We start from the raw sequence: 26,410 nt of genomic DNA, 5'->3' as shown, positions 1-26,410 counted from the left end.
GATGGTGGGATTGAATTGGGTTGCGGATACCGATACAAAGCGATATCAAACTGCGATCACGAGCGAAGGAAAGAACTGATGGCGCGCGCTAAAGCGAAAACGGAAGAAGAGCTTGCTGAGGCAATCAGGGCAGGAGCCGACTACATCGAGGTTGAGGGTGATCTGGCTAAAAAAACCTTCAAGATCAGGGCCACAGGCAAGGTGGCGTGGGTAATTGCGTTCGGCTGCATTGGTGTTGCAGTGACGGCGGCCTTGTTGGCTGCCAAATCAGATAACACCAAGTCTTCAGTGACTGCTGGAATCGCATCACTCGGGGCTGCTGCAGTCCCCGCGTTCACATTGGGGCCAGCCGTAATGGCGACTGCAATTGCTATTGCCATGAGCGCTGGCGGTGTAGCAGTGCTCACTCAGTTAAGAGACTACAAACAGGTTAGCTACGACGGTGGCGTGCTGGTGCTCTCCAGGACATGATCAATTGGTGTCGTAAGCCAAGAATCAGCTGAAGAACGTGTTACACCGGCTGACAACAGGAGTATCGGTCCGTGGCTCTAAGCGTTTATGGCTCCCAAGCCTCCAGCGTATTTCGATTGCTTGGAGCAGATGAAAACAGTGGTACGTATGCACTCGGTTGGGTTCTGGAACAGAGCCCTGCTTTTCTTAATGCATTGCTTCAGCGAGTGTTCGGCAAGGGTGTCGCAGTTCGGCAGGTCCAGATTGACCTACAGCGCCATGAAAAGAATGGTGGCTTCACTGACGTCGAGATAGTGGGGGAAAATTTCCACCTGATCATCGAAGCGAAGCGATGGTCCTCTGTGGCTGGCAAAGGACAGCTTTCCAAGTATCAAGCTCGCCTTCGAAGCGACGTTCAGTTCAAATGCATTCTCTCTGTCAGCTTCGCCTCGCAAATCAACGCAGCTCGGATGCTCCCTAAAGCGCATCAGGAGTCTGTGCCTCACCTTTCTTGGGATGACCTACGCAAATTGGCTGTTCAGGCCCGGGCCAAGGCTTCTAGCCATGAAGAGAAGCTTTGGTTGCGCGAGCTGGTCGAGCATTACAAGGAGTACTCGCCGATGAAGCGTGTGTTGAGCAATCAGGTGTATATGGTCGTTCTGTCGCCCAAGCGAATTCGGGCAGACCATCCACATACCTATCGTGATGTAGTCGAGACTGATGGTTATTACTACCACCCCGTAGGAGAGAAAGGGTGGCCGATCGAGGCGCCAAACTACATTGCCTTTAGATATGGCGGCCGTCTCCGGTCGGTCCATCACGTTGAAAGCTATGAGCGAGTCAGTAGCCCATCTATGATCAACCCACTTTGGTCAAAGGGTTCTGCGGAAGCGTTCGTTGTCTACAAGCTCGGTCCTGCAATTCAGCCCGCTAAGCCACTGGTCAATGGCAACATCTATCCAACCAGTCGGTTCTGGTGCGCGATCGATACGCTGCTTTCAGGAGCATACGGTTCGATTGCTGAGGCACGGGAGGAGACTGAGCGGAGAAGAAAAGAAGCGGTCTAGATTCCCGTCATTGATACGACCAGATCGCTACATGCTCCAAGACCTCATGTCACTGGTACTGCTCCGCAGACAGAGTGAGGAGCATGTCATAGGGCAAATTCGTGATTGGACTCAAGATGGCTGCCCAAGCGGCGAATCAGGACAGGAGCATGGTTGTTGGGCTGTAAGCGGTCTTGTTCCCGCTGCTTCAGGGGCACTGGCGTGGCATGAAAGGCTTGGGCAAAGGCGTTCTGGGATATTTGCAATCTTCAGACTTTCGCGACTCTAACGGGTCTGATTGACGTGTACTCGACCTTCTTGGTCGCAAAGTCTGATTGCGTTCACCTGTTGTGGCTAGGTCGTCAATGCCTTCGATCAGTTCGGAAAAGATATCGCGTTTGGCCATGGAGGGCTCTCATCTTTACTTCGTGTTCGAAGAGCATCTCCGGGTGTCTGCTCTGATCACTGTTCAGATCTGCCCCTGTCGATGCTTTTGATCGTCATGCAATCGCTTCTGCTCGGGACTGGTCGGATAGCAATGCCCGGCTCTCTTCCGGACTCACCCGGTCGACAAACCTCGCCAATTGCTCGGCCGGCTCGCCTTCGCGCCGTATCAGGTAGGTGGTCAGCATTGCAGGGCAGCCGGCCAGTGGCCGGGTCACTACACCGGGATTGTTGAGTTCGGTGATCCGCGCCAGGCTGGAAAAGCCCAGCCCATAGCCAGCCGCTACCAGCGCCATCATCAGGTCCAGCGTGGGGACGCGGTCGGCGATCGTCAGCCGCGTATCCACCGTGCCCAACACTTGCCGCAGCTGTTGCCAGAAGCCTTCGCAGACTTGCGGATCACAGAGCACCAGGGGATAGCGGACCACCTCGTCGAGCGGCACGTGGCGATAGGTCAACAAAGGATGGCGGGCGGGCACCGCCACCACCAACGGGTCGAACCAGACTGGCTCGGCTACCAGGCCCTCGCCGACCTCGGCCGACTGAGCCAGGCCGATATCGAACAGGTCGTCGTTCAGCCCTCTGACCTGTTCGGTAAAGGTGACTTCCGACAGACAGATCTCGACCTCCGGCTCTTCCTCGCGGCACTGAGCGAGGAGGGCGGCCAGGCGTGACTGCGGGATGCCATCGGACAATGCGACGCGAATGCGCCCGCGGTATCCGGCCGCGGCGCTCTTGACGCTGGCCTTGGCCTGGTCGACCACCGCGAGTACGCGGCGGGCTTCCTCCAGAAAAACCTTGCCGGCCCAGGTCAGTCGCGTGCGACGCGTCGTGCGCTCGAACAGCTGTACACCCAGGCGGTACTCCAGTTCCTTGATGATCCTGGAGAGGGGCGACTGTTCGATGTGCAGACGCGCGGCCGCACGCGCAAAGTGCAGTTCCTCTGCGACGGCGATGAAACAGCGAAGGTGGCGCAGTTCCACGGCCCTTCCTCCCTTGGGTGATTCAGTTGTAGGGCTCGGCCTGCACGTCGCAGGTCCAGTTGCGTGGGCGACGCAGGTTAACAATCTGCAGCAGGGCGCCCAGGACGGCCACACCGCCCGCGCAGGCGGCCAGGGTCCAGGTGGGCATCTGCAACAGCAGCACGAAACCGCCGGCGGCGGCGCCGATGGCGCTGCCAAGGTAGAGCGCCGACTCGTTCAGCGCGATGGCCAGGTTGCCGTCGCCCTGGGCTTGGCGCGCCAGGATCAGTTCGTTGTTCTGCGGCACCTGCAGGGCCCAGCCGACGGCTCCCCACACGGCTATGGGCAGCATCACCAGCCAGGTACCGAGCGCGGCGGACAGCGGCAGCACGAACAGCGAAACGGCGAGGATCACCATGATGGCGAAGGTCAGGACCGGGCCCTTGATGCGGTCCACCAGGGGGCCGATCAGGAAGCTACCCAGCACGCCGCCGATGCCCCAGACCCAGAGGTAGGGCGTGACCGAGCGCACCGCGCCATAGGCCGGGTCGGCCAGCAGCGGGGCGATAAAGGTGTACATGCCGAGGCTGGCGATGGCGGCCAGCAGGGACACCAGCAGGATGACCAGCACATGACCGTCGCCGAGGATGGCCAGCTTCTGCCCCAGCGAGCTGGCGGTGGCTGCCGGCAGCGTCGGGAGCTTCAGCAGCAGGCCGAAGAACGCCACCAGGCCGAGCACGGTGACCAGCCACAGGGCGGCTTGCCAGCCCATCTGCTCGGCGACCAGCAGGCTGAGCGGCACGCCCAGTACCACGCCGCTGGCCATGCCGCCCATGATGATGGCGATGGCCTTGCCGCGGCGCTCCGGCGTGGAGACCGCGGCCGAGGCACCGATGCCCATGGCCAGGTAGACGCCGGCGCCGATTCCGGCGATGGCGCGCCAAACCATCAGCGTGGTGAAGCTCTCGGCCAGCGCGCTGGCCGCGTTGGCGATCACGAACAGGCCCAGGGCCAGCAGCAGGCCGGTGCGCTGGTGATGTGCCGGGGTCAGAGCAACGAAGACCGGCGAGCCCAGGCCGTAGGCCAGGGTAAAGGCGGTGACAAGTTGGGCGGCCACCGCCACGGACACCGCGAACGAGGCCTCGATCATCGGGATCAGGCCAGCGGTGACGTAGGAGGCCATGCCAAGAGCGAAGGCTCCCAGCGCTATGAGGTAGATGGGGGATTGGTTGGGTGTGTGCATGCTCAGGCTCGCTTGCGCTCCATGGGAGTCGCGTGGGTGGAAGAACTGAGGGATGCCGCCCCGAGCCGGGGCGGCATTCGGTTGGTGACTAGAGTTCGAGGCTGACGTCGTACTCGTTCAGCCAGGTGTTGAGACCGACCGCCAGCTCCATGCCCATGCGTTCGTACATGGGCGAGACGCTGCCGAGCGGCTTGGCCAGGGTTTGCTGGATGCGGCCGCTGTCGAGCAGTGGTGTCACCGGCGCATTGCGATCCGCCTGGATCGCGGCCAGGGCTTCACGCAGTGCCTGCTCATAGGCCGGGTCCTGGGTCGAGGGGTAGGGGCTCTTGATCCGCTCGCTGATCGACGCCGGCAGCAGGTCGCGGGTTGCCGCGCGCAGGATGCTTTTCTCCCGCCCGTCGAAGGCTTTCAGCGCCCAGGGGATGTTGAAGGCGTACTCCACCAGGCGGTGGTCGCAGAAGGGCACTCGCACCTCGAGGCCGACGGCCATGCTCATGCGGTCCTTGCGATCCAGTAGGGTCTGCACGAAGCGCGTCAGGTTGACGTAACTCATCTGCCGCATGCGCTGGTCGACTGCGCTTTCGCCCGGTAGCACCGGCGCTTCGGCGATGGCCTGGGCGTAGCTGTCGCGCAGGAAGCTCTCCATGTCCAACTGGGCCAGCAGGCCTTGCTCGAACAGGGTCTTGCCGTCGAAATACTTGCCAGTGACCGAGGTCAGCCAGGGGAAGGTGTCGGCCTGGATCGCCTCCGGGTCGTGGAACCAGCGGTAGCCGCCGAACACCTCGTCCGCACTCTCGCCGGACAAGGCGACCGTCGAGTGTTTACGTACCTCCTGGAACAGGCGGTAGAGCGACGGCCACATGTCGCCCCAGAAGGCCGGCGGCAGGTCGAGGGCGCGGACAATCTGTGCGCGCAGCGCCGGGTCGGCCAACTCGCGACTGTCGAGGACGATCTCCTGATGACAGGAGCGGATCTTTTCCACCAGGTCACGGACGAAGGGCGCATCCGGCGTGCCACGCACGGCATCGCCGGTGAAGCCGTTGCCGTGGTCGACGAAATCGACCGAGAAGGAGCGGATGTTCTCCTTGCCGGCGGCGAGCAATTTCTTCGAGGCCAGCGCAGTGATGATCGAGGAGTCGAGGCCGCCGGAGAGCAGGCTGCATAGCGGTACGTCGGCGACGATCTGGCGGTCGACGATGTCCTCCAGCAGGTCGCGGGTATGGCGGATGGTCTCGTCCAGCGAGTGAGTGTGCTCGCGTGCCTCCAATTTCCAGTAGTGGCGGCGGCTCAAGCCCTGCCGGTTGATCCTCACGATTTCGCCCGGCATCACCTCGCGCATGCCTTCGAAGACAGCGTGCCCGGGTGTCTTCACCATCTCCAGGATCTCGCGCAGACCATCGGCGCGCACCTTGCGTGGTACCAAGGGATTGGCCAGCAGCGCCTTGGGCTCGGAGCCAAACACCACGCCATCGGCGGTGGGGAAGTAGTAGAGCGGCTTGACGCCCATGCGGTCGCGGATCAGCAGCAGCTCCTGCGAGCGCAGGTCCCAGAGGGCAAAGGCATACATGCCATTGAGCCGCTCGACGAAGGATTCGCCCCATTCCACGTAGGCCCGCAGCACCACCTCGGTGTCGCTGCGGGTTTCGAATCGATGCCCGAGGCGTTGCAACTCGGTGCGCAGCTCGCGGAAGTTGTAGACCTCGCCGCTGTAGGTAATCGCGGCGACCTCACGCAGGCCACCGTGCATGGCCGTCATCGGTTGGCGACCACCTTCCAGGTCGATGATCGACAACCGGCGATGGCCCAGGCCGACCGGCCCGTCGATCCAAAGCCCGCTGGCATCCGGGCCACGCAGGGCCATGGTGTCGGTCATGCGCTGCAGGGTGTCGCGTTGCGCGTCCATGTTCTGGCTGTAGGACAGCCATCCAGCGATTCCACACATAGTCTTCTCCTTGGGAATAGGGTTATCCGAGGCTTTCCAGATCGCTGTCCTCGGCCAGCAGCAAACGCGTTTCGCCATGGACGTAGCGCGCCGGGGGTGGGGTTTGGGCATGGGTGTCGAGATCATTGAGCAGGCGTTGCAACGCCACGGCGGTGTCCAGGCCTGCAAATGGCTGGCGTGGTGCTTCCTTGAGCGCCACGGCGCGCACCACCTGCAGGCACAGTCGCGAGAGCTTGTGCAGGGTGTCCAGCCCAGGTTTGTCGGGCGTGGTAGCGAACTTGTGCAGCAGCTCCTCGGCGCCGTTGGCTCCCCGGGTCCAGATTCGCAACTGGTCGTGGTCCCAGCGTGGTGTGTCGAACACCAGGCGCGCATGGATCAGCCGGGCGTCGCGGTCGACGAAACTGAAGTCCACCGTGCGCTGGCGAACGATGTTGACGAAGCTGCTGTAGCCGGTGACCGGCGCATCACCCAGGCTGGCGGAGAGCTGCACGGTGTCGAGGACTGCTTCGCCGGAGATCGAGAAGTCCGAGCGCACGCCAAGGACGCCATGCAGCCGGAGCTGGCCTGCTCGTGGGCAGATCCAGCCGACAAGATCCAGCGCATGAATCACCTCGCTGGTTACGCCACACGTGGGGCGGTAGTCATTGATGCGATCCTTGCCCCAGTGGAGGTTGGCGCGCACCAGTTGCCAATCGTGCCGCTCGACCCACTCGCGCAGTTGCCGGGTGACGTCCGAGTAGCGCTCCACCAGGTCCAGGGCGAAGCCGCTGACTTGCCCCAGCGCGGCGGCGAGTTCGGACAGGTCGTCCTGCGGAGTAGCCAGAGGCTTCTCGCAGATCACGAAGCCCTGATAACCGGCTAGCTGCTTGAGCACGGACGCATGTCCGCGTTGCTTCGGTTTCCCAGGTTGGGGACGAAAGCGTTGCTCGTGGTCCTGATTGCGTTCCTTGCTCATCCTGAAGAATCTCCAAACCGATCGTAGTGGAGCGTGGTAGGCACGCGCCTGAGCCAGCGTTTTCGCGCCGAAGACGCCAGGCCTGCACGTGACAGAACCGCCTCTGTGCCACCTCCAACCCCCGTGCAGACTGCTTTCGAGCGCCACGAAGTGCTGCGCCCTTTTATCTTGCCCTCCGCTTTTTCCCTGCCTTGGCGCTCCTGGGGTAGGTGATCAAGTTGGATAGGCCTGGCCTCGGCGCAGGCCTGAATAACTGGGCAAGGGCATCGCCGCTGGCACAGTGGCGGAGGTCGCTCGTGCAAGCCAACCACCCGAAGTCGTAGGACCGTAAGACGTGAGGTGGACAGACTCATCGGCGCGACTCCAACCACAGCGGCTGCGCTCGACCGATCACCGCGCTAGCAGAGATTGGACCGAAGTAGCGGCTGTCGAACGACTCCGGGTTGGAGGTGCTGAGGAGGAACAGTTCATCGCCGACCAGATACCGACAGGCCTGCCAGGCTGGCAGCGCTCGACCCTGTCGATCCCGGTGCAGACGATTGGCCGCAACTACACCGTCGACCAGCACTTGATCGCCGCGTACGCAGAAAATTTGCGGCGGGACGGCTGCCACTGTCTTCAGTAGCGGCACGTGAGTCGGCAAATAGCCGCGCTGCGCCGCCAGTGTCGCCGTATATGCAGGCAGGCGGACGAGCACCAGGTCGCCGACGGCCAGCGAACTGGTCGAGGTGATGCGGTACCAGCCGGTGGGCACACTGTCGGAGGCGTTGTAGACGAGCTGTGGTGATGACGTGCCTTGTGCCATACAACCCAGCGCGACCAGACCGCCAGCAGTCAGCGCTAGTGGCCATTGAACGCAGCGAGCAACCGCTGCTATCGCAGCGTGCCCCCAGCGAGCTGCCACATGCGAGCGGAAGCACGACTGCCCAGCATGCGAGCAACAGATCACGACCTGGTTCTGGTCATGGTCCCTGGCGTGCTTCAGGTCCTCGATGGCGTCCATCTCGTCGACACACTCCGGCATCTGTTTGGAGCTATCTGCCTGCGCTGGCTGCATGCTGTTGTAGCTCATCATGGCGTGACCTCCGGGAACTGCCGCTCCAGTAGTTCGCGCAACATCTCCGCCACCGTGACGCCCTGACTGAAGGCAGCCAGCTTGATGCGGGTGCGCAGTGCCGGCGTGATGTCCAGTGTCAGCCGTGCCGTGTAGCGTTCGATCTTGCCGTTGTCGATGGCGGCGCCCTGGCGTATCCAGGCCTCGGCTTGTGGGTTGGCCATTGGACGCGCTCCGATACCGATGTGCTTGCCGCTCATGGCGACCACCGCAAGAGCTCGTCCACCAGGCTGCTGACCTCGCGTGCGGCGGCACTATCCGGTGCCAGCTCGCGTGCCAGTCGGCCGGCCGCCACACTCTCGGCGAACACGATGCGCTGGCGTACCTCGGCCTGCAGGGCCGGTAACGGTTGGTCTGCCAGTGCGCCGCGGGCTTCCCGACCGATCACCGTGGTACTGATGCGCCGGTTGATGGCGAACGCCGCGCGCAGGGTCGGCCGAAACACCTGCGCTTCGCGAATCAAACTGACCATCTCCGCGCTGGCCCACAGGTCATAGGGGCTGGGCTGCACCGGGATCAACACGCGATCGGCGGCCAGCAACGCCGAGCGGGCGAGGGCGGCGATACGTGGAGGGCCGTCGATGATCACATGATCAGCGCGTCGCGCCAGCTCCGGCGCTTCCTGGTGCAGGGTCTCCCGTGCCAGGCCTACGGCGCTGAACAGCCTGGGCAAGCCCTGCTGGCTGCGTCGCTGTGTCCAGTCCAGTGCTGACCCCTGCGGGTCGGCATCGAGCAGAATCACGTTGTGGCCACGCATGGCCAGTTCGCCGGCGATATGGGTGGCCAGGGTGGTCTTGCCGACCCCGCCTTTCTGGTTCAGCAGGGCAACGATCATGGTCGGATCTCCCCGACCATGCAGTGGCCGTCAGCGCTCGTCCACAACGGGGCGCCCGCCCAACAAGAAGTTAGAGCTTTTGAGTTAGTAGAGTTAAGGGCAGCTGGAGGTCCCGCCAGACGTGGCCTGCAGGGGCATCCATACTCCTGATGGCACGAGAGTCGTACTCCCGATAGCACGAGCCGGGTTGCGCCTGATAGCACGAGTGAATTCACAGCTTGCCCGCAGGATATCCCCGTGCCGTCTACGGCACGGGACGGAAGGCCAGCAGCTCGGTCGAGGGTGGCAGATGCACGATGCCCAACTGGTAGCCCGGTAACGATTGCCGAGCGACAAGGGCGCGCAGGTCGAAGGCGAAGTCCGAGTAGCGCGCCATGCTCCCCGACTTGCGATGCAGGTGACGAAAGTCGAACTGCCAGCCATCCTCCTGCCTCCCGCCATGCTTGCGTACCAGACGGTACAGCCAGCGCTCGATGCCGCCGGTGAGTCGGAAGTAGGCCGGGTCGATGGTGAGCACCAGGGCCTGGTCGATCACCCCGCTGTAGAACCAGTCGGGCAGGATCAGCTCGATGCCTAGCGGGCGGCCATCCGCAGCGGCCAGCTCCTTCCACTCGTTGATCCAGGAGAAGCGGTGCAGGCGCCGTCCAGTGGCCTCGCGGATCGAGGTGGCCACGCTGGTCGATTGCAGTCGATCCAGGGCGGCCTTCAGCCGCTGGTAATCGCGCAGCGACGTACCACGGCCGATGAAGCGCAGGATCTCGTAAGGTGTCGCCCGCATCAGGCGCGAAGTGGGGATGCCCGCATCGCGCGCCTCGACGATCTGGCTGGCCGCCCAGATCAGGATGTCGGCATCCCAGATCGTGGCGATGCCATGCTCCAGCGTGCCCTCCACACGTACCGTCACGCCGCCGGAGCGGAAGTCGATGGGTACGGTACGTCGCGACTTGGCCAGCGAGAAGAACGGATGTGCCATCAGGTCCTGGGCGTCGCGCGGTGCCATGTCCCCCGGCAGAGCCCGGAACAGATCCAACTGCTCGTTTTCCTTCGGCTGGGGATATTGGCTGCGACTCATGGGGGAGAGCTTCACTGGTCATGTCGGCTGGCTCCCTGGTGGCGGTCGACGTACTCGGGGTCGAAGGTGGTCTCGAAACTGCGCGCATCGGCCCAGGCTTGGAGATCAGTCAGCGCGTACATCACTCGGCGGCCGAACTTGTGGAAGCGCGGCCCACCACCGATCATCCGCTGCTTCTCCAGCGTCCGCGGTGAAAGGCGCAGAAAGGCCGCAGCTTCGTCGTTGGTGAGGTAGCGCGGCGCAGGGGAGGCCTGGGGCATCTGCGCCGCGTTATCGCGCGCAGCAGGGCTCATGGCGTGTGCCAAAGGACCGGCCTTGCGATGCACTGGGGAGTCGAGATCGACGAGACGAGAGTGACGGGAGAGGTCGGGTGAGTGCGGCATCATGTGTCCTCCGTTGACGTGGGAGGAGCACCGTGTGGTAGCCGTCGTGCTCGATCATGCTCTGTTCGGTCTGGGCAACGTCGATGGCGAGCGGGGCATGGATTGATGCCCAAAGGGTCAGGACCCTGACCCAGTGCGCCCATATACGCGAGCGAACACTGCCCGGCAGGCGACTCCGCAATTGCCCATGGTCGCAGTGCTGCTGATATACGGATCTGCGGTTTCGCGCGGAACCTGAAAAACGCATCGGCGCTTTTCCGTACTTCCGTAAAAGCGTAAATCCGTTTCCCCACAAATTCGCAGTTCCGCAGAAGCGGATTGGCTCATTTGTGCAGATTCGTAAGTCCGTAACGGTCCGAATGTGCGACCGCGATTCGGCACACCTGCCCCTGGCTGATCGCAGGGTGCGTGCAGCACCCGATCAGCTTCCAGGGTGGGGCGCGCGGGTGTCCGAATGGACAGGGGCGCAAAAAAAAACAAGGGCACCGGGTCAATCCCGGTGCCCTCAGCCTGAGCTACCTGTTCCAGAACACGTGCACCTGCTCGAAGCCGGTCTCCAGGGTGAACACGTCGCCGCCGATCTCCATGTCGCGGGCCATGGCTCGGTAGTCAATGTAGTGGGCGAGATGTTGAGGAATGCTGGTGGTCTGCTCAGTGAGTTCCTGGGCATAGTCGGCTAGCGAGGCGTAGCAACCGCAGTAGTCCTCTTCGGCAACCTTGCGCGCTTGCTCCAGGTCGTTGGACTGGACGAGCAGGGCGCCACCAACGTCGGGGTACTCCTCAACAAAACAGGCGATATCGTGGGCGGCTTGCAGCCCTTCGTACTCGTCGAGACGGTAGCCGTCGAAGCCCTCGAAGTCGTGGATGGCGTACTCCTCCGCATCCTCGACAGGTGAGGCTGCCAGCATTGCATCAACCTCCGCCTGGATATCATCCAGGTCCAGGGTCGCATCGATCCAGACACCGTGCAGCTGACCAGCGTTGTAGGCGGCCAGGTCGGCAACGTAGATCCTGATTGCTTCGCTCATGGTTTTCGCTCCTTCGTCTTCAGGGTTCTGCGCTTGCATTGCGCATGAACCCCTGCCGACTAGGGCGACTAAGGCAGTCGTGAAAAAATCAGGAAAAATCGCGGAGGCTCCACCCAGCTCAGCGGCCAGGTGGATACCGGCTATTTTTCTTGAATTTGAGGGGGCAAGAACCCCTGTTCTGGAAGAATAGATCAACACCTTGTGGTGACCGGCCCCATTGTTCCGTTGCTGCTATCTCCTCGGCGCAATGGAAAACTTGTTGCTCAAGAGATGGCAGGGTGTACCGACAACACTCGCCGTTGGGCATACTCAGTTGAAATGAGGATGGCCAGGAACGGCTTGGTTCCTCCGCATCGATCAGCTATCTGAAACGGAAAGACAACAGAAGGAGCAGGGATGGGCGTATTCATTCCCCCTGGAGAAACACGTGTCGCGGTCCTGGTCGATTGCGACAACGTATCTCCCGAGATTCTGGAACACGCGCTGCGTGTCGTTGCCCAGTTCGGGCGTGTGGTGCTTCGCAGAGGTTATGGAAACCACGGATCGCTGGCCAACAAATGGCAGGAGGCGCTGGTGCGCTTGGCCTTCACGCCATGTCTCCAGTATCAGTACGCAGCGGGTAAGAACACATCGGATATCGCGTTGGCGCTCGATGCCCTGGAAGCCCTTTTCGATCATCGAGTCGACACCTTCTGCCTGGTCACCAGCGACTCCGACTTCGCCTACCTGTGCCGCAAGCTTCGTGAGCGGGGCGCCACGGTCTGCATTGTTGGTGAGTCCAAGACACCTGCGGCGCTGCGCAACGCCAGCGACCAGTTCTTCGAGTGGAGCCGAGACGAGCACGCCGAAGAACTTGCGGAGCAGGCCGAGAAACCTGCCGCCAAGCTTGACGCCAACCTGAAGACCGAACCCGCCAAGCCTGAACCCGCAAAGCCCGCGGTCAAACGCAGACCGAGGTTCGTGGTAGATGCAGTGTCGTTGCTCGCCGCCAGAACCAGCGAGGGCAAGGTCACCCTGAGCGCTCTGGGGCAATACCTGAAACGAACTGATCCTGCATTTTCTCCCAGCGCATACGGTCACTCGGGCCTGCTCGACATGATCAAGACCTACGACCTGCTGCAACTTGTCCAGGAAAACGGTGGGCACTGGAGCGTGAGCTTGGCCGCGCGTGAAGAAGCCGCGGCCGAAGTGATCAACTGATCCCATCTTGCAAAAAAGGGGGGCAGGCCCCCTTGGCTCAGATGAGCCCCTGCTCCGCGAAGGAGACTGACCGGGTTCCTGCGATGATGATGTGATCCAGCGTGCGCACATCCACCAGTGTCAACGCTTCCTTGAGGCGCCGGGTGATGGACTTGTCCGCTTCGCTGGGCTCTGGATTACCGCTGGGATGGTTGTGAGCGATGATCGCCGCGGCCGCATTCAGGCGCAGAGCTTCCTTGACGACCTCACGTGGATACACCGCTGTGCTGTCGATGGTGCCCTGGAACAGCTCGACGTACTGGATCAGTCGATGCTTGGCGTCCAGGAACAATACTGCGAACACCTCGCGCTCGAAGCCAGGCAGCTTGGCGCGAAGGTAGTCCTTGACCACATCCGGCGAAGTGAAGCTGGCGCCACGCTGCAGCTTGCAATCAATGGCCTGGCGCGCGGCTTCAAGGATCTGATCGGCAGATGCCGGCAGATAGCACCCTTGGTCGTCACGCACGAGCAGGGTAGCGGCGATAGCTGGGATAGGTTGCGACATGGTCGTTCTCCGGTTACTCGGGCGGAATTGCCCGATCCCGGACCAGCACGACGCAGCGCAGCAGTCAGGGGGCGAAAGCCGGCTTGGCCGCAAGCGTGCCCCGCACGCGCAGCCCTTGACGGCGAGAACGCCGTGATAGGGTGAAGGGAAACAGCAAGACCGCCCTCCGGACTTTCATGCAGCACGGACGGCAAGCGAAGCGCCCAGGCTCAAGGGGCCGGAGAGGAAATGCGCGTCTCTCAAGAAAGCCTATCGCTAGGCAGAAAGCTCGAGCCGGCTGAACCGGCTCGAGCTACTTACCTACAGCGTCAAAGGCAGATCCCGGAATCGTTGCTCATTGCACTGCAGCGAACACAGCCGTTGATGAATTCGGCTCAGAAAGCCGACCTCGAAGGCACGCCGTTCCATTGCGCAGGGCAATAGATCACGCTCGGCGATCATGATCGCCCAGAGCCAGCCGCTGCGAGCGTTGTCGAGCCAGGTCTGGGCCAGTCCCACGCCTTGATTGAATGCCTGCCGGCAGTCCGCGGCCCAGATGATCTCCATGCCTGGATGGCCATCGTGCGGAGGGAGGCAAGTCATGACGCCTTCATTCACCTTGCACCTCCTCGCGCTTCGGAAAGCGCACGACGGAACAGCACGACCATCTCGTCGAGCAGATCCTGGGCCGAGTAGGCCGCAACTCGTAACCGCAGATTCTCCGGCTGAAGCCCATCCGGCCCGGCCATTTGATCCAGCAAGTTGCCGAGCATGGTTGCACGCAGTTCAGCGGCAGCCTCTACAGGAAGGGGAGAGCGCTCGGATTCATGCAGCGGACTCGGCCGCCGTGGAAAGGGGATAACGCTGGTTTCGAACTCAGCCATGGCGCACCTCCGGAACAGAGGTGAACAAGACCAAAATCCCAAGGCGGAGCTCTTGGGTAAAAAGGAGGTAGCGCATTTTCCTTATGCTCCTTGGTTGGATTAAGGAGCCGACACCCGCCGTTGTCACGCGGTGATGGGTGGCGGACCGCGCGGGGGTGACAATCCGGTAACCAAGGCAACCGGCCGGGCAAAAGCCCGCCCCGCGCGGTCAGCCATAGAAATGCAGCAACACGGTACTTGTGTACCAGTCGCGCAACTACGCGCTACCACGCCCCTGGTTGAGTTCGGGTTGTCACGCCCGGTCGTGGGATTTACCACGACGGGCGCACTCTAGCCTGCGGGTTTCAGGATGGCAACCTACTATGGCGTAGTTGGATTTTTCGTCACTTGCTGTGGTCAAGCTGCTCAGTGGAGTGATTCGAGCCCAGAAGTATTTGTGCGTGCTCGGCCAAGAGGCTTGGAGGTGTCCACGAAACAAGGGGCGATTCAGGTAGCCGAAATCTTATTGGCTTCATCGAACAGTTTTCCCAGCTCTGCTGCGGAGTAATGACTGGTAATGCTGCCGTTCTTGCGCCCCAGCAGAGCACTTCGGTCCTCCTCCGTTGGCCGTGACGGCGCCTTCCTGACCCGCGCGGATGTGCTCGATGGGTGATGTGGGAGGCGGCTACGCCATGCCAGCGAGCATAAACGAGGCTGCGGCTCCTGGAGGCGTTCTGCCCGAACTCGACCGTAGAGTTCGTCGGAGGAAATGGTCCGTCCCCAACCTGATCGCCGTCGTCGCCCTTGCAGCGACCGTCATCTGGAGGCTCTAATGGCGCATGCTCCGAGCAAAGTTCAAATTGGACAAATTTTGAGTGGGATGCAAAACGAAAAATGCCAAATGGCGATGCAACAGTTATTAGTGTCGAGCCGCGCGAGGATAATCTAAAGAGCAAATTGCGGGAACATCTGCACTCCCTTGGCTTTACTAAATCTGAAGAGGGAACATTACAAGCCCCAGGAAACACCAAGGAAGCGATCCGCTCGCTCCACAGTGCACAACGAGAAGAGAGGCTTTCGGCCAATGAGAAATTTGTCTCGCTAACGGGCCGAAAGCTGATGCAATTCTTTGCATCAGGCAAGGATATTGATCCAGAGAAAATCTCTCCGGTCCTTGAGCGTGTTTCATCGGAAACGCAGCAAGGTGAGCTCTTCAGGCTTGCTTCGCTATCGTGGTCTGTTCCCGTCTCAAACGGATTCGGTAGGCGTCTCCGATACCTTGTCTGGGATGAGAATAATGGGAAGCTAATGGGTCTCATTGCTATTGGTGATCCTGTCTTTAATCTCGCTGTCCGAGACAGGTTCATTGATTGGGACATTCATGACAGGAGTGCACGCCTCGTAAACTTGATGGACGCTTATGTATTGGGGGCGCTCCCTCCATACAATACGCTTCTCGGTGGCAAGCTTATAGCGTGCTTGTTGCGCAGTCGTGATCTTTATGACGATTTTTCTAGGGCTTACGGCGGTACGACAGGTGTCATTTCCGGGGAAGTGAAAAAAGCACGTCTTCTTGCGATAACAACATCATCTTCAATGGGAAGGTCTTCGGTTTATAATCGACTGAGGCTTGATGGAATAAAGTATTTAGAATCCATCGGATACACGAACGGCTGGGGGCACTTTCACATTCCAGATCAGTTGTTTGCGGAGCTCCGTGACTACTTGCGCGATATTGATCATACCTATGCGGACCAGCATGCTTTCGGGCAAGGGCCCAACTGGCGTTTGCGAACGATGAAGGCGGCGTTATCTGCGCTCGGTTTCAAACAAGATCTAATGCGGCACGGTATCCAACGCGAAGTTTTCATCTGCCAGCTCGCCAATAATGCGACCGAAATTCTGCAGACGGGAAAAGGTCAACCCGACCTTACTTCGCTCCTGTCTGCAAAGGATATTGCCGAGCAAGCAGTGGATCGGTGGATGATACCTCGCTCAAGGCGTAGACCCGAGTATCGTGATTGGATGTCCAGCGACCTTATTGACATGTTTGGGAATCAAGCCCGAAATCTACGTGCGCAGCTAGAAAAAGTAGAGATGCATAGGAAGGCCGGTCGGCTGTAAGGGCACAGGGAGGGGGGAATGGAGTACGCCTTCAATGAGATAACGGGCAGATTGGAATCGGCAGCGAAAGTATCGTTCTCCTGGTTTTATGTATGCCCAGTGTGCAAAGCGAGGGTTCTTCACCGCTCCGGAGTGAGAAGGAAGCCACATTTCGCCCACTGGCCTGGTATGGGATCGCCTGAGTGCGAGATCTTCGTTCCGGGCCTCCATGGGCAGTATGTCCAGGGACAAGCCTCTGCCACGATGGAAAAGCAGAGGATGGAACTCCGCTTGGTGATTCCTGCAATAGGGACAGATCGCGCTGGTTGGTCACTCGAACTGGTGCTTCCCCCATGTCGCGAATGTCCGGCCACGCTCTCACTTGACGTGGGTGGAAGAATCCAGACGCTAAATATGCGTGGTATGCAGATTCGCCGCCGTGTGACCGCCGAGCTTTCTACGGCCCCCTACTGCATAGTCGAATTTAGCGGCAAACCCGACCCTTCGTTCGTCCTTCGTGTGGATAGGGAATGTCGGGGATTACCCGCCGTAGGTGCTGCTGCCTTCACCGCGTCGGGAAGAAGCGAGCCTCGAGGGTTCCCACGAACACAGGAACTAAGAGTTTCTGAAACCTTTGCCCTGCTGTGGAGGGAGCCTGCTGAGCCAGATTTTCCCGATGAGTTGGTGATCGAAAGGTTTCCTGGACGGCAGGGATGGAATCTAGCTCTAGTTACATTTCCCGATGAGCTATCCCCAGAATGCACCGATTGGCTGCGTTCATTCACCGGGCTGCCAATAGCACCACCCGTACCCGCAATCACTGCTGTTTGGCCATTCTTCACTAGGAATGCAAGCGTCAACGTGATTGAGAGTGTCAGGACGGGCATGCTCTTGCTAGCAGCGAAGATGATGCCGTTGGAACAGTCGGACCACGGTCCGACGATGCAAGTTCAAGGTGGGTCCTCAAAGCATTCCGCCCTAGGAGTGGACCGATCGCCAGCATTTTTTGCCCTTAGGCCTGACGGCACGCAGACCGTCAAAGTGTCAGATGCGAACACCCCGGGGATTGAAGAGTTCGTCTCCTTCTCCCTTAATCTAGAGCGCCCTCAGAGGCATCCCTCTGTCGAACTGGTGTTCACGACACCAACGGGAGTTCGCCATGTTGTTTCTCTGCATCAACGCAGGTGTACAGATGTGGCCACTGAGGCCCGGGCGCATGGGAGGGGGCCTGACTACCTGTCGATGCCTCCTGGCGCGGCGGGGATTCTCCGCATAGATGGACCGACCGGGCGCCTTGTGACTGCATTTTCCTCTGGGAGTGATTCCTCTCCTCACTGCCGTCATATGCGTCTCCCACCGCCCGATGTGCAGACCAAAATGACTTCGGCCTTGGCCGATCCTGCATGTCACGTGGAGATTGATTTTGGTGGCTTTGGGCGACTGCACGTCGCCGGCACTTGGACACATACCTCAGTGGATCGCGGTAGTAGGGAACTCACCCCGGCCCTGCGATCAAGGCTGCTTAGTTTCATGCTCCACCTGCGAATTGCTTCGCCAACAGCAGTACATACGGACGACAACACGTTAGTTGGGGCCTTGGCTACTATGAGGCCCGAACCGTCGCTCATCCCGCATTATCGTTCGCTGGTAAAGGAGGTCCTTGCCTGCGGCTTCGAAGTTAAACGTTTGGGAGAAGGTGCCTCACCATGAGTTACCAATACAGCCAGGAGGCAAAACAGCGAATCTCTGCATTGGGACAAGCCGCGGTCGTCGAATTCATTGAGGAGATTCCCCATGGCTTGCGTAGGACAATCTATGACCGTTTGCCGCGCGTCCAGGGGTTCAGGCCAGGCACGCCGCCCGAGTTCAAAGAGAGACAGAAGCGCCTACTAGGACATCTGATCCACCCGCAAACAAGCCCCAAAGAAGCATTTGACTGGAGCATTTTCACCCAGCTTTGGGAGGCCTGGGTTAGGGACCGGCTGGGTGAATCCGTTCCACAAGGCGAAGACTCCGAGCCTAGCCCTGACGCCGGCCCCTCCTTCTTGAGAGAACTCGCCGAACGTTTCCCGGGCGCAGCTAGGGAGGACGTAGAGCGATTATTCATTTTCAGCTGTTATCCAGACCATCCCGATGTCGCGATGGCACTTGGTTGCTTCCGCTCTGCCTCAACTCTGGCACGCGATCAGATGATCGACAGCCTACCGGCCTATCTTGAAGAGATGGAGCAACGCTTTGCAGTTGCTGAGGCTGCTACTGCGGATGAGGTCAAACGCATTGGACAGCTTGAAGTCGTCTCGGCTTCCCATGCCAGAGGTATGGAGGACGCCGCGAAGAACGTTAGTCAGAACTCCGATGCAGTGTCCGAATTGCGGATTGCACTGGATGCGCAGTTCGCGCGCTCCGAAACGACTGAAAAAGTTATCGACTCGCTAAGTGCTGCCGGTAAGAAGAACGCTGACGCCGTCACCGCCGTCAACATCAGGACCGATGCCCTTGAGCAAGGCGTGCGGGCGCTTGAGGTACGTGGAGACAGGTGGGATGAGGTCGCAACTGGCGTAGCAGCGCTGAAGGTGGCTGTCGAAGGTCTTTCAGCAGGCGAAGCCGATCGGGCGGCGACCGCCGAGACCGTTGGCGTTCTTTTGGGACGAGTCGCTGCCCTTGAAAGCATCTTGGTGGGAAGTGGTGCGGAATCGGGAACAAGGCAACGGGTAAGGCTGCTTGAGCACAAGCCAGAGGGAGCGTTCGTGGACATTCTTTCTATCCAAAACGCCTGTGACCTAGTCGCTTCGAATCTTCAGGCGACCGGCATTGCGAGAGGAGCGGCAATCGCCGCTGCCCGCCAGACAGTAGCTGCTCTCGTCGCAGGCCAAATGGTGCAGTTCTCGGGTTCGCTCGCTGACTTGGTGGCTGACTCTGTGGCCGCAGCAATCGGCGGGCCGATTTTCCATGAATGGCGAGTGCCGGTCGGACTTGTATCCGATGAGGCTGCGTCCGACTGTGTCGAGATCGTCGCAGAATCGTCAAGCTGCCTGCTTCTGAAGGGGGCGAACCTCTCGGCTTTTGAGGTCTACGGTGCTGCCATTCGGGACATTGTCGTGCGACGACAGTTCACCGGGTCTAGCTACGGAGGCTTTGCTCTAATTGCCTCTTGGGCGCAGGGGCCGGCCGCGTTCCCTGATGGAAGCACGCTTGCTGAGATGGGCCCCGTGTTAGATACGGATACTCTTCCGATGCGCGGCATTTCCGCCAAGCTACCGCCGCTGAGGTACGGCCGACTCGCGAAAGAAGCCTGGCCGCAGGTCGATGGCCTTGAAACTAGCGAGACGACTCCAGTGACAAGCCAGTTGGGCGAACTCCTGAAGGAAGCTGGCTTTGAGGGCGGCAGCTTATGGCGGCGCGTGTCTAGCCGCGCTTACACGACTCTTAGGGCGATGCCAGGCGGAAAAGCGGAGGATGATCTCCATTCGCTGCTGGTCTCATGGGCCGCTCCATGGGCTAGGGCCATGGGCGGTCCTGTTAGGGAGATCATTCAAATCGCTGAACGCGAGTTGGCCGAACGGCGAGCAGACGTGACAGTTTGAGGGAGTGACGATGGAGTGGCAGGCGGCTTCCTTAGAGGGGGCACGTAGGGTCGTCGCGGCGGGGATACGCTGCAGGTCGGCCGGGGAATGCCTTCGGATATCCGCAGTGTCGGAATGCCTGCGGGCGGTATCACATCTCTGCTCTGTCCCTGTAGGCGGACAGGGGGCGTGGGAGCCTGCTGCCTCGGTTCGCCTCACCGGTATGGTGCGGCGTAAGCTGGTTTCGTTATGGCCAGATCTCGCTGCCGACGGGGAGGATACTCACCCTGGAGTGATGGGAGTACTCAATAGCCTTGCCGAACTGGGCGACATGGTCAGACTCGAAGGCGGCAGGTGGCTTGCGGCGCCGGCGCACACTGTACGGGCAGGAGACGGGCTAGCTGTGCTGCTAGGTGGAGGGCCAAGGGAGGTGCTCCCGCAGGCAGTGGGGGCGTCGGCTAGGGCTGAGGGTAGGGTCCGGCTTGTGGAGACAGCCGCTTGCGAAGGCTGGGCAGATCTGTGGGAGGCAGATGAATGGATCGGAGCCCCCGCCGAAGGGCTTGAAGCATGGTCAGCGCGGCTGCTGGCCGAAGCTACGACGCGACTGACGGACGCTCCCGATGACATCGGCGAGGTCTCCGCCTACTTGCCCCGTGAATGGGTCAGGCTTGCGGATCTACCGGTAGGCGAGGGACCGATTTTACTCTGCAGAGTGCGCAGTTCGGGAGTGGCCGGGCCGATGTTTTCCTATTTCATTGGCGAATTTGTCAGGAGTCGTCTGCGGAGACTTAGCGGCATTGACTCCCAGGACGCCAGGCGCCTTCGCTTTTATCTGGATGCGCAGGTAGGGCGTCCTATCAGAGTCGTCGCTTCAGCGTCTCAGGGATTGGTGAAGCTCAGTCTAGGGCGCCGCTTGCCTGAGCGGGAGGCGCGAGTACTCCTTCTTGGCTGGCAGGTTCCCGCGCCCGACGGTGAACACCCTGGAGTAACGCATCACATGTTCCCCGCAGAGACTCTACCGATCCTGCGCAAGGCATTCGAGGGGCTTCGGATCGTACTGGACGAGCGCGTTGGCGCAGGGAGAGAAAACTAATGACCGTAATGTCGAAAACTGTTGAAGCGACAGGCGTCCATGAGGCAGCGAGGAGTCTGGCGGAGAGTCTTAGGCAATACATTGAGGCTCAATACCACATCCGCGATGAGGGGCTTATCAAAGAGCGCCATGCGCTTCTTCGGAGGGATGCCACCATCGCCCAAGTCCCTTATGTGGAAGCCACTCCAGTCTATAAGGTGGGTGATCTCTACGACAGCCTGCCGATTCCCAAGGCAGCCATCGATGCACTGACCCAATTGGCGGGGATGGGCGTAGGCCTTTACCCCCACCCCTATGAGCACCAGTCGGAAGCGCTCGTGTCTTTCCTCGGCGATGAAGCGGCCGACCTGGTAGTGGCTACCGGCACCGGTTCTGGTAAGACCGAAAGCTTCCTTATGCCTGTCATCGGTAAGTTGGCGATCGAGGGGGAAGAAAGGCCCGAGTCTGCCGAGCTTCCAGGCTGCAGGGCGATGCTGTTGTATCCGATGAATGCCTTGGTCAATGATCAGCTTGCACGTATCCGGCGATTGCTCGGCAACCCCGAGGCAGCAAAGGTCCTCGCGAAGGGGAGGCCGAGGCCCGTACGTTTCGGCAGTTACACGGGACGCACGCCCTATCCAGGACGCCGATCTTCCGTGCGGGATGAACGCTTCATCAAACCACTTTTCGAAGAGTTCTATCGCAAGGTTGCAGAGAAATCGGCCGTCCGGATGGAACTGGAACGCATCGGCCGCTGGCCCAGTAAAGATCTCGATGCCTTCTATGGACGCGAGTCGGCTCAGACCAAAACCTATGTGTCAGGTAAGAAGGCTGGCAAGCAATACATTGCCAACAACTGGGGCCATCGGCTTATTACGCAGCCCGGTGACCGTGAGCTCATGACCCGGGACGAGATGCAGCAGCGCTGCCCGGAACTGCTCATCACCAACTACTCCATGCTTGAGTACATGCTCATGCGCCCCATCGAGCGCGGCATCTTCGAGCAGACTAGGGATTGGCTCAAAGCTGATCCCCGGAACGAATTCGTCCTCGTTCTCGACGAGGCGCATATGTACAGGGGGGCTGGTGGCGCGGAGGTCGCTCTTCTCATCCGACGCCTTTGCGCCCGCCTGGAGATATCCCGTGAACGCATGCGTTGCATTCTAACCAGTGCGAGCCTTGGTTCAGGCCCGACTGCAGTCGAGGACGGCGAGCGCTTCGCCCGGGATCTAACCGGCTTGCCAGATGGTTCCTCCCGACGCGTCAGAGTGATCCAAGGAACCCCTGAACCGCGTTCTCTCCCACGTCCCGCCACGCGCGAAGAGGCCGAGGCGTTGGCGGAGTTTGATCTTGGGGCTTTTCAGAATGCAGCCAACGACCTCGGCGCTGCGCAGGCGGCCACGGTGGACCTCGCCGCACGCCTGAACTGGCAGGCGCCAACCGCAGGCGACCATGCATCATTCCGTGACTGGCTCTACGAGAATATGACCGACTTCGGTCCCCTTGAGGCACTGATCGCGACGGTGTCGGGCAAGGCGGTTAGGCTCGACGCCCTCAGCGAGGCGCTCTTCCGCGAATCTCCACCTAACACCGCAGCGCGGGCGGCTGACGCCTTGCTTGCTTTGGGTAGCTATGCCCGGCGGCGCTCAGATGGCCGCGTATTGATACCGACCCGCTTGCATCTTTTCCATAGAGGGCTTCCCGGGCTTCACGCTTGCGTGGACCCCGAATGCTCGCAAAGACTCGGCGGCCACGCCGGCCCCACCATCCTAGGTCGCCTTCACACGAAGCCGTTGGACCGGTGCTTTTGCACGTCGAAGGGAAGGGTCTACGAATTGCTCACCCACCGCGATTGCGGTGCCGCTTTCATCCGTGGCTACGTGAGTTCCGATATGGACTTTGTATGGCATCAGCCGAGTGGCCCATTGTCCGAAGGCGGTACTATCGAACTTATTCCGATTGAAATCTTGGTCGAGGAGAACGTTCACCCGCGCAGCCGCCACAAAGACATGTGGCTTCACGTTCCAACTGGACAACTCTCCCCGACGTGCCCCCCAGATGCCTCGGGCTACCGCAAGGTACACGTACCCGACAAGGTCGCCGCAGGCCAGGTGGAGATCGCCTTCGACGAATGCCCTGTATGTATGCGTAGGACCCGAAGCTCTAAGGACGAGCCCTCCAAGGTGATGGACCACGTGACGAAGGGCGAGGCTCCATTCACTGCGTTGGTCCGCACGCAGATGGCTCGCCAGCCGGCAAGTCGCACTATCGATGCAAAGCATCCCAATGGAGGTCGGAAGGTACTCATCTTCTCCGATGGCCGCCAGAAGGCTGCCCGGTTGGCTCGCGACATCCCCCGGGACATCGAGCTCGACGTGTTCCGGCAGGCGGTTGCGCTCGCGTGCGCGCGGCTGGAGGCAATTCCCCAAGAGCCGCGACCTAACCTTAGCCTCTATCTCGCCTTCTTATCGGTCCTCTCTGAACACGACCTCCTCATATTCGACGGGCAGGATGCGAAGAAGATCGCCGCCGCTCGCGCCGAATTCGAGCGCGACTGCGAGGGGGACCTGAGGCAGGCTCTCGACGACGATTTCGAACCGTCGGAAACGCCACCCGCACGATACCGGATAGCGCTGCTGAAGCTCTTTTGCAGCAACTACTATTCGCTGTCGGGAACAACCGTCGGCTTCGTCGAGCCCGCGCGGGCAAAACTCAGGAAGCTGAAAGACGATATCAAGGCGGTGGGGATCGCCCTAGGGAATGAGGACGTCCGAGCACTCGCAGTCGCCTGGATAGATGCACTGCTCAGGGAGTTCGCATTCGACCCGTCGCTGGACCCGGTACTCCGCTGCAAGGCGGCCGGTTACTTCAAGCCGGACTGGGGAAGCAAAGGGCAGTTCGACCGGGCCTTCGCGGAGGCCCTTGCCCGTCGCCCCGGTTGGGGGAAGCCCGCCGTCGAGGCTATCGAGGCAGCGTTCCGCAGCCAGTTGGCGTCCGAGAAAGACAAAGTCTGGTTCCTTACTCCGAACACACTCCGCCTACGGGTCGACCTTTCCCACGTCTGGGCTCAGTGTCCGGACTGCACAGCCCTCATGCCTCTCGCTTTAGGTGGGACGATCTGCCTTGCCTGCGGAGGCGAAGGAGTCAGACTAGTCGATCCCCTGGTAAGCAATTACGTGGCCGCCCGCAAGGGCTTCTGGCGCCTGCCGGTGCAAGAGGCCCTCGCCTCCGGTGCCCGGCTCTCCAACCTGAGCGTCGAAGAGCACACAGCCCAACTCTCGAATCGGGACCGCAGCAGCGTCCACGCTACCACCGAGCTTTATGAGTTGAGGTTTCAAGACGTCCTTATCGAGGACTTCGACAGGCCGATCGACGTGCTCAGTTGCACCACCACCATGGAAGTTGGCGTCGACATCGGCTCTCTAGTCGCGGTAGCACTGAGGAACGTTCCCCCCCAACGTGAGAATTACCAGCAACGTGCCGGTCGTGCGGGCCGTCGCGGTGCTTCGGTCTCGACCGTCGTGACGTATTCCCAGACCGGGCCTCACGACAGCCATTATTTCCTGAACCCCGAGCACATCGTGGCTGGGCCGCCGCGTACGCCCGAGGTCAAGGTAGATAACCCCAAAATCGCCCGACGGCACGTGCATGCTTATTTGGTCCAGACCTTCTTCCACGAACTCATGGAACAGGGGGGCCACGGTCTTGGTGAAAAAACGTCAATGCTTGAAAAGGCGCTCGGCCCGACACGACAGTTTTTCCATGGGGCACGGGACACTGGTCTAAACCTAGAAGGTTTTGGAGATTGGGTGTCACACCGCATCCTCGCCGCCGAGGGTGACCTGAGGGCATCCGTCGCAGCATGGCTTCCGCCGTCCCTAGATACCGGCGGCCGAGCGCTCGAGGAGTGGCTCGCGGAGGTGGCGGAAGATTTCCTGGCGACTCTGCGTCGGCTCAGCGCAGATGTCCCACCACCTGCCGCCTCGGAGGACGACGGAGAGAACAAGGAAGTTGAGGACAACGAAATCGCAGGACCGAAGCTAGAGCAGGAAGAACTCCTGGAGTTCCTTTTCTTCCACGGTCTCCTACCGAGCTACGCGTTTCCCACAAGCCTCTGCAGTTTCTTGGTGGAGAAGCGCGAGAAGAATCTCAAAGGCATTTGGGAGGTTCGCACGGTTCAGCGGCCGCAGCAGTCGATTTCTCAGGCGTTAAGCGAGTATGCCCCTGGGCGGCTGATCGTTATCGATAAGAAGACTTACCGTTCCGGAGGCGTGTTCGCTGACCTTCCAGCCGGGGAGGTGAGCCGGGCCAGACCGCTTTTCGCAGCTGCGAAAAAGCTCGTCCATTGCGAGGCATGCTCCTTTGTGCGTGATCCCCATACGGCCCAGGGAAATGACAGTACCTGTCCTGTTTGTGGCGGGGCGCTGAAGGAGGAGACGATGATTCAGCCAGAAGTCTTCGGTCCCGAATGCGCCAGAGAACTTCCCGAGGACGACCGCGAGCAAGACATCACGTTCGCAACGATGGCGCAGTTCCCGCAGCCCGTTGATCCGGAGGTATTCACCTTTAGGCCGTGTGGGCCGAATGCTAGTTTTATTCACGCGACCGACCGCAGGCTAGTAACCGTCAACCGAGGCAAAGAGGGCGGTCAGGCCAACGGGTTCTCGGTATGCGTCGAATGCGGAGCGGCCTCCGTTTTCGACCAGTTCTCGCCGACTGGTGGTCCGCACGAACGCCCCTACCGCTACCTCGGCCCGCAGGGAACCCCGCAGCTATGCTCCGGTGAGTTCCGACGTGTGCTTCTCGGCCATGACTTCACAACCGATCTATTGCTGGTAAGGCTGAGAGTCGCGGCTCCTCTAGTGACCGACACCAGTGACATAGTAACCCTGCGAATGCTGGAGGACGCCCTTCACACGATCGCAGAAGCTGTCCGGCTCGCTGCGAGCCGCCATAGGCAATTGGACCTCGACCCAACTGAGTTTGGTTCCGGTTTCCGCGTTGTCCCTGCCCTCCAAAACGAAGCCCGGATGTTGGACATATTCCTATACGACACCCTCTCGGGTGGCGCAGGGTACGCCGAGGTGGCGGCGAGAAACCTTCCAGAGATCTTGGAGGCTACTCTAGCGTTGCTGGAGAGTTGCACGTGCGACACTTCATGCACTGAATGCCTAGACCACTTCCACAACCAGCACATCCAAGACCGACTGAACAGGAAGCTCGGTGCGGCGCTTCTACGCTACGGAATATTCGGCGAGGAGCCGCGTTGCTCCTCTCCGAATGCACAGGAGGCCACGCTGTCCCAGCTGTGCGCCAGTCTGGAGTTGGACGACTTCCGGTGCTTACCTGGCGGTACGCCCGAAGCCCCCATACTTGTAGAACACGGTGAACGTCGAATGGCCTTGGGTTCCTACCCGGGGCTCATCGGTAGGCCGGAGTTCGTTCATGCAGTCAAGCACGCACAGAATGTCCACGACTATCTGGCATTGAACGAGTACCTGCTCCGATCCAACCTGCCGGATGCACATCAGCGAGTCCGGAGCTTTTTCCGTTAGGCAGCCGCGGAAGTGTCCTCGGTACATGTCCCGGGGAAAGCTGGCGCATCTGGCCGG

19 protein-coding genes and 1 pseudogene are annotated in these 26,410 nt (G+C 60.6%); 6 read left to right on the top strand and 14 right to left on the bottom strand.

All coding sequences use genetic code 11. The annotated features are described in order from the left end of the window. Positions 1-78: 78 nt before the first annotated feature. Together TQ98_RS16925 and TQ98_RS16920 are read left to right on the top strand one after the other, a co-directional pair. On the top strand, positions 79-471 hold the full coding sequence (locus TQ98_RS16925) for a hypothetical protein (RefSeq protein WP_044874625.1): 393 nt from the start codon (positions 79-81) through the stop codon (positions 469-471). 71 nt (positions 472-542) lie between these two features. Further along, complete coding sequence (locus tag TQ98_RS16920) at positions 543-1,517, top strand: PD-(D/E)XK nuclease family protein (RefSeq protein WP_146036024.1); 975 nt, start codon at positions 543-545, stop codon at positions 1,515-1,517. Positions 1,518-1,996: 479 nt separating this feature from the next. On the opposite strand, the gene TQ98_RS16910 is transcribed toward TQ98_RS16920, so the two are convergent. The 10 genes from TQ98_RS16910 to TQ98_RS16860 all read right to left on the bottom strand — a co-directional run bounded on the left by TQ98_RS16910 (position 1,997) and on the right by TQ98_RS16860 (position 11,474). Further along, positions 1,997-2,923, bottom strand: a complete 927-nt coding sequence (locus TQ98_RS16910) for a LysR family transcriptional regulator (protein WP_044874627.1) — start codon at positions 2,921-2,923, stop codon at positions 1,997-1,999. Between the two features lie 22 nt (positions 2,924-2,945). Continuing rightward, positions 2,946-4,145 carry an MFS transporter gene (locus TQ98_RS16905; protein ID WP_082073291.1) on the bottom strand — a complete coding sequence of 400 codons (1,200 nt, stop codon included), beginning with the start codon at positions 4,143-4,145 and terminating at the stop codon, positions 2,946-2,948. 88 nt (positions 4,146-4,233) lie between these two features. Continuing rightward, positions 4,234-6,087 (bottom strand): asparagine synthase (glutamine-hydrolyzing), encoded by a 1,854-nt coding sequence (asnB, locus tag TQ98_RS16900; protein ID WP_044874628.1) that lies wholly within the window; start codon positions 6,085-6,087, stop codon positions 4,234-4,236. A gap of 22 nt (positions 6,088-6,109) precedes the next feature. Then, positions 6,110-6,961 (bottom strand): oxidoreductase, encoded by an 852-nt coding sequence (locus tag TQ98_RS16895; protein ID WP_242443160.1) that lies wholly within the window; start codon positions 6,959-6,961, stop codon positions 6,110-6,112. 430 nt (positions 6,962-7,391) lie between these two features. Then, positions 7,392-7,880 (bottom strand): conjugative transfer signal peptidase TraF, encoded by a 489-nt coding sequence (traF, locus tag TQ98_RS16885; protein ID WP_277949305.1) that lies wholly within the window; start codon positions 7,878-7,880, stop codon positions 7,392-7,394. Between the two features lie 233 nt (positions 7,881-8,113). After that, positions 8,114-8,356, bottom strand: a complete 243-nt coding sequence (locus TQ98_RS16880; RefSeq protein ID WP_044874735.1) for a hypothetical protein — start codon at positions 8,354-8,356, stop codon at positions 8,114-8,116. After that, entirely contained in the window at positions 8,353-8,991 is a 639-nt protein-coding gene (gene parA, locus TQ98_RS16875; RefSeq protein ID WP_044874629.1) for a ParA family partition ATPase, read from the bottom strand. Before parA ends, TQ98_RS16880 begins: the two co-directional genes overlap by 4 nt. A 244-nt stretch (positions 8,992-9,235) precedes the next feature. Then, the gene (locus TQ98_RS16870; RefSeq protein WP_044874630.1) at positions 9,236-10,063 is read right to left on the bottom strand and encodes a replication initiator protein A; all 828 of its coding nucleotides are present in this window, start codon (positions 10,061-10,063) and stop codon (positions 9,236-9,238) included. An 11-nt stretch (positions 10,064-10,074) separates the two neighbouring features. Continuing rightward, positions 10,075-10,446 carry a helix-turn-helix domain-containing protein gene (locus tag TQ98_RS16865; RefSeq protein WP_044874736.1) on the bottom strand — a complete coding sequence of 124 codons (372 nt, stop codon included), beginning with the start codon at positions 10,444-10,446 and terminating at the stop codon, positions 10,075-10,077. A gap of 515 nt (positions 10,447-10,961) precedes the next feature. After that, positions 10,962-11,474 (bottom strand): antirestriction protein ArdA, encoded by a 513-nt coding sequence (locus tag TQ98_RS16860; protein WP_044874631.1) that lies wholly within the window; start codon positions 11,472-11,474, stop codon positions 10,962-10,964. A 396-nt stretch (positions 11,475-11,870) separates the two neighbouring features. Between TQ98_RS16860 and TQ98_RS16855 the strand changes: the two genes are divergently transcribed. After that, positions 11,871-12,674 (top strand): NYN domain-containing protein, encoded by an 804-nt coding sequence (locus TQ98_RS16855; RefSeq protein WP_044874632.1) that lies wholly within the window; start codon positions 11,871-11,873, stop codon positions 12,672-12,674. Between the two features lie 37 nt (positions 12,675-12,711). On the opposite strand, the gene radC is transcribed toward TQ98_RS16855, so the two are convergent. The 4 genes and pseudogenes from radC to TQ98_RS28160 form a co-directional block, all read right to left on the bottom strand. Next, the gene (radC, locus tag TQ98_RS16850) at positions 12,712-13,218 is read right to left on the bottom strand and encodes a DNA repair protein RadC (protein WP_044874633.1); all 507 of its coding nucleotides are present in this window, start codon (positions 13,216-13,218) and stop codon (positions 12,712-12,714) included. 300 nt (positions 13,219-13,518) lie between these two features. Further along, positions 13,519-13,815 (bottom strand): LasR-specific antiactivator QslA, encoded by a 297-nt coding sequence (locus TQ98_RS16845; protein WP_082073292.1) that lies wholly within the window; start codon positions 13,813-13,815, stop codon positions 13,519-13,521. Beyond that, positions 13,812-14,081: a hypothetical protein gene (locus tag TQ98_RS16840; protein ID WP_044874635.1), complete on the bottom strand. Its 270-nt coding sequence runs from the start codon at positions 14,079-14,081 to the stop codon at positions 13,812-13,814. The genes TQ98_RS16845 and TQ98_RS16840 overlap by 4 nt, the downstream gene beginning before the upstream one ends. Positions 14,082-14,567: 486 nt before the next feature. Beyond that, positions 14,568-14,684: pseudogene (locus TQ98_RS28160) on the bottom strand (integrase); the annotation flags it as partial. A gap of 270 nt (positions 14,685-14,954) precedes the next feature. On the opposite strand from TQ98_RS28160, the gene TQ98_RS16835 reads away from it, so the two are divergent. The 3 genes from TQ98_RS16835 to TQ98_RS16820 all read left to right on the top strand — a co-directional run bounded on the left by TQ98_RS16835 (position 14,955) and on the right by TQ98_RS16820 (position 26,353). Further along, positions 14,955-16,184: a Druantia anti-phage system protein DruA gene (locus TQ98_RS16835; RefSeq protein ID WP_044874636.1), complete on the top strand. Its 1,230-nt coding sequence runs from the start codon at positions 14,955-14,957 to the stop codon at positions 16,182-16,184. Positions 16,185-17,869: 1,685 nt separating this feature from the next. After that, positions 17,870-19,747 carry a hypothetical protein gene (locus TQ98_RS16830; RefSeq protein WP_044874637.1) on the top strand — a complete coding sequence of 626 codons (1,878 nt, stop codon included), beginning with the start codon at positions 17,870-17,872 and terminating at the stop codon, positions 19,745-19,747. Positions 19,748-20,818: 1,071 nt separating this feature from the next. Next, positions 20,819-26,353 carry a DEAD/DEAH box helicase gene (locus TQ98_RS16820; protein WP_044874639.1) on the top strand — a complete coding sequence of 1,845 codons (5,535 nt, stop codon included), beginning with the start codon at positions 20,819-20,821 and terminating at the stop codon, positions 26,351-26,353. The last annotated feature ends 57 nt before the right edge of the window (positions 26,354-26,410 follow it).

The sequence above is a fragment of the Pseudomonas sp. LFM046 genome (assembly GCF_000949385.2).
Lineage (GTDB): Bacteria > Pseudomonadota > Gammaproteobacteria > Pseudomonadales > Pseudomonadaceae > Metapseudomonas.
The sequence above is the reverse complement of the archived record's forward strand: the minus strand, read 5'-3'. Positions and strand labels throughout refer to the sequence as shown.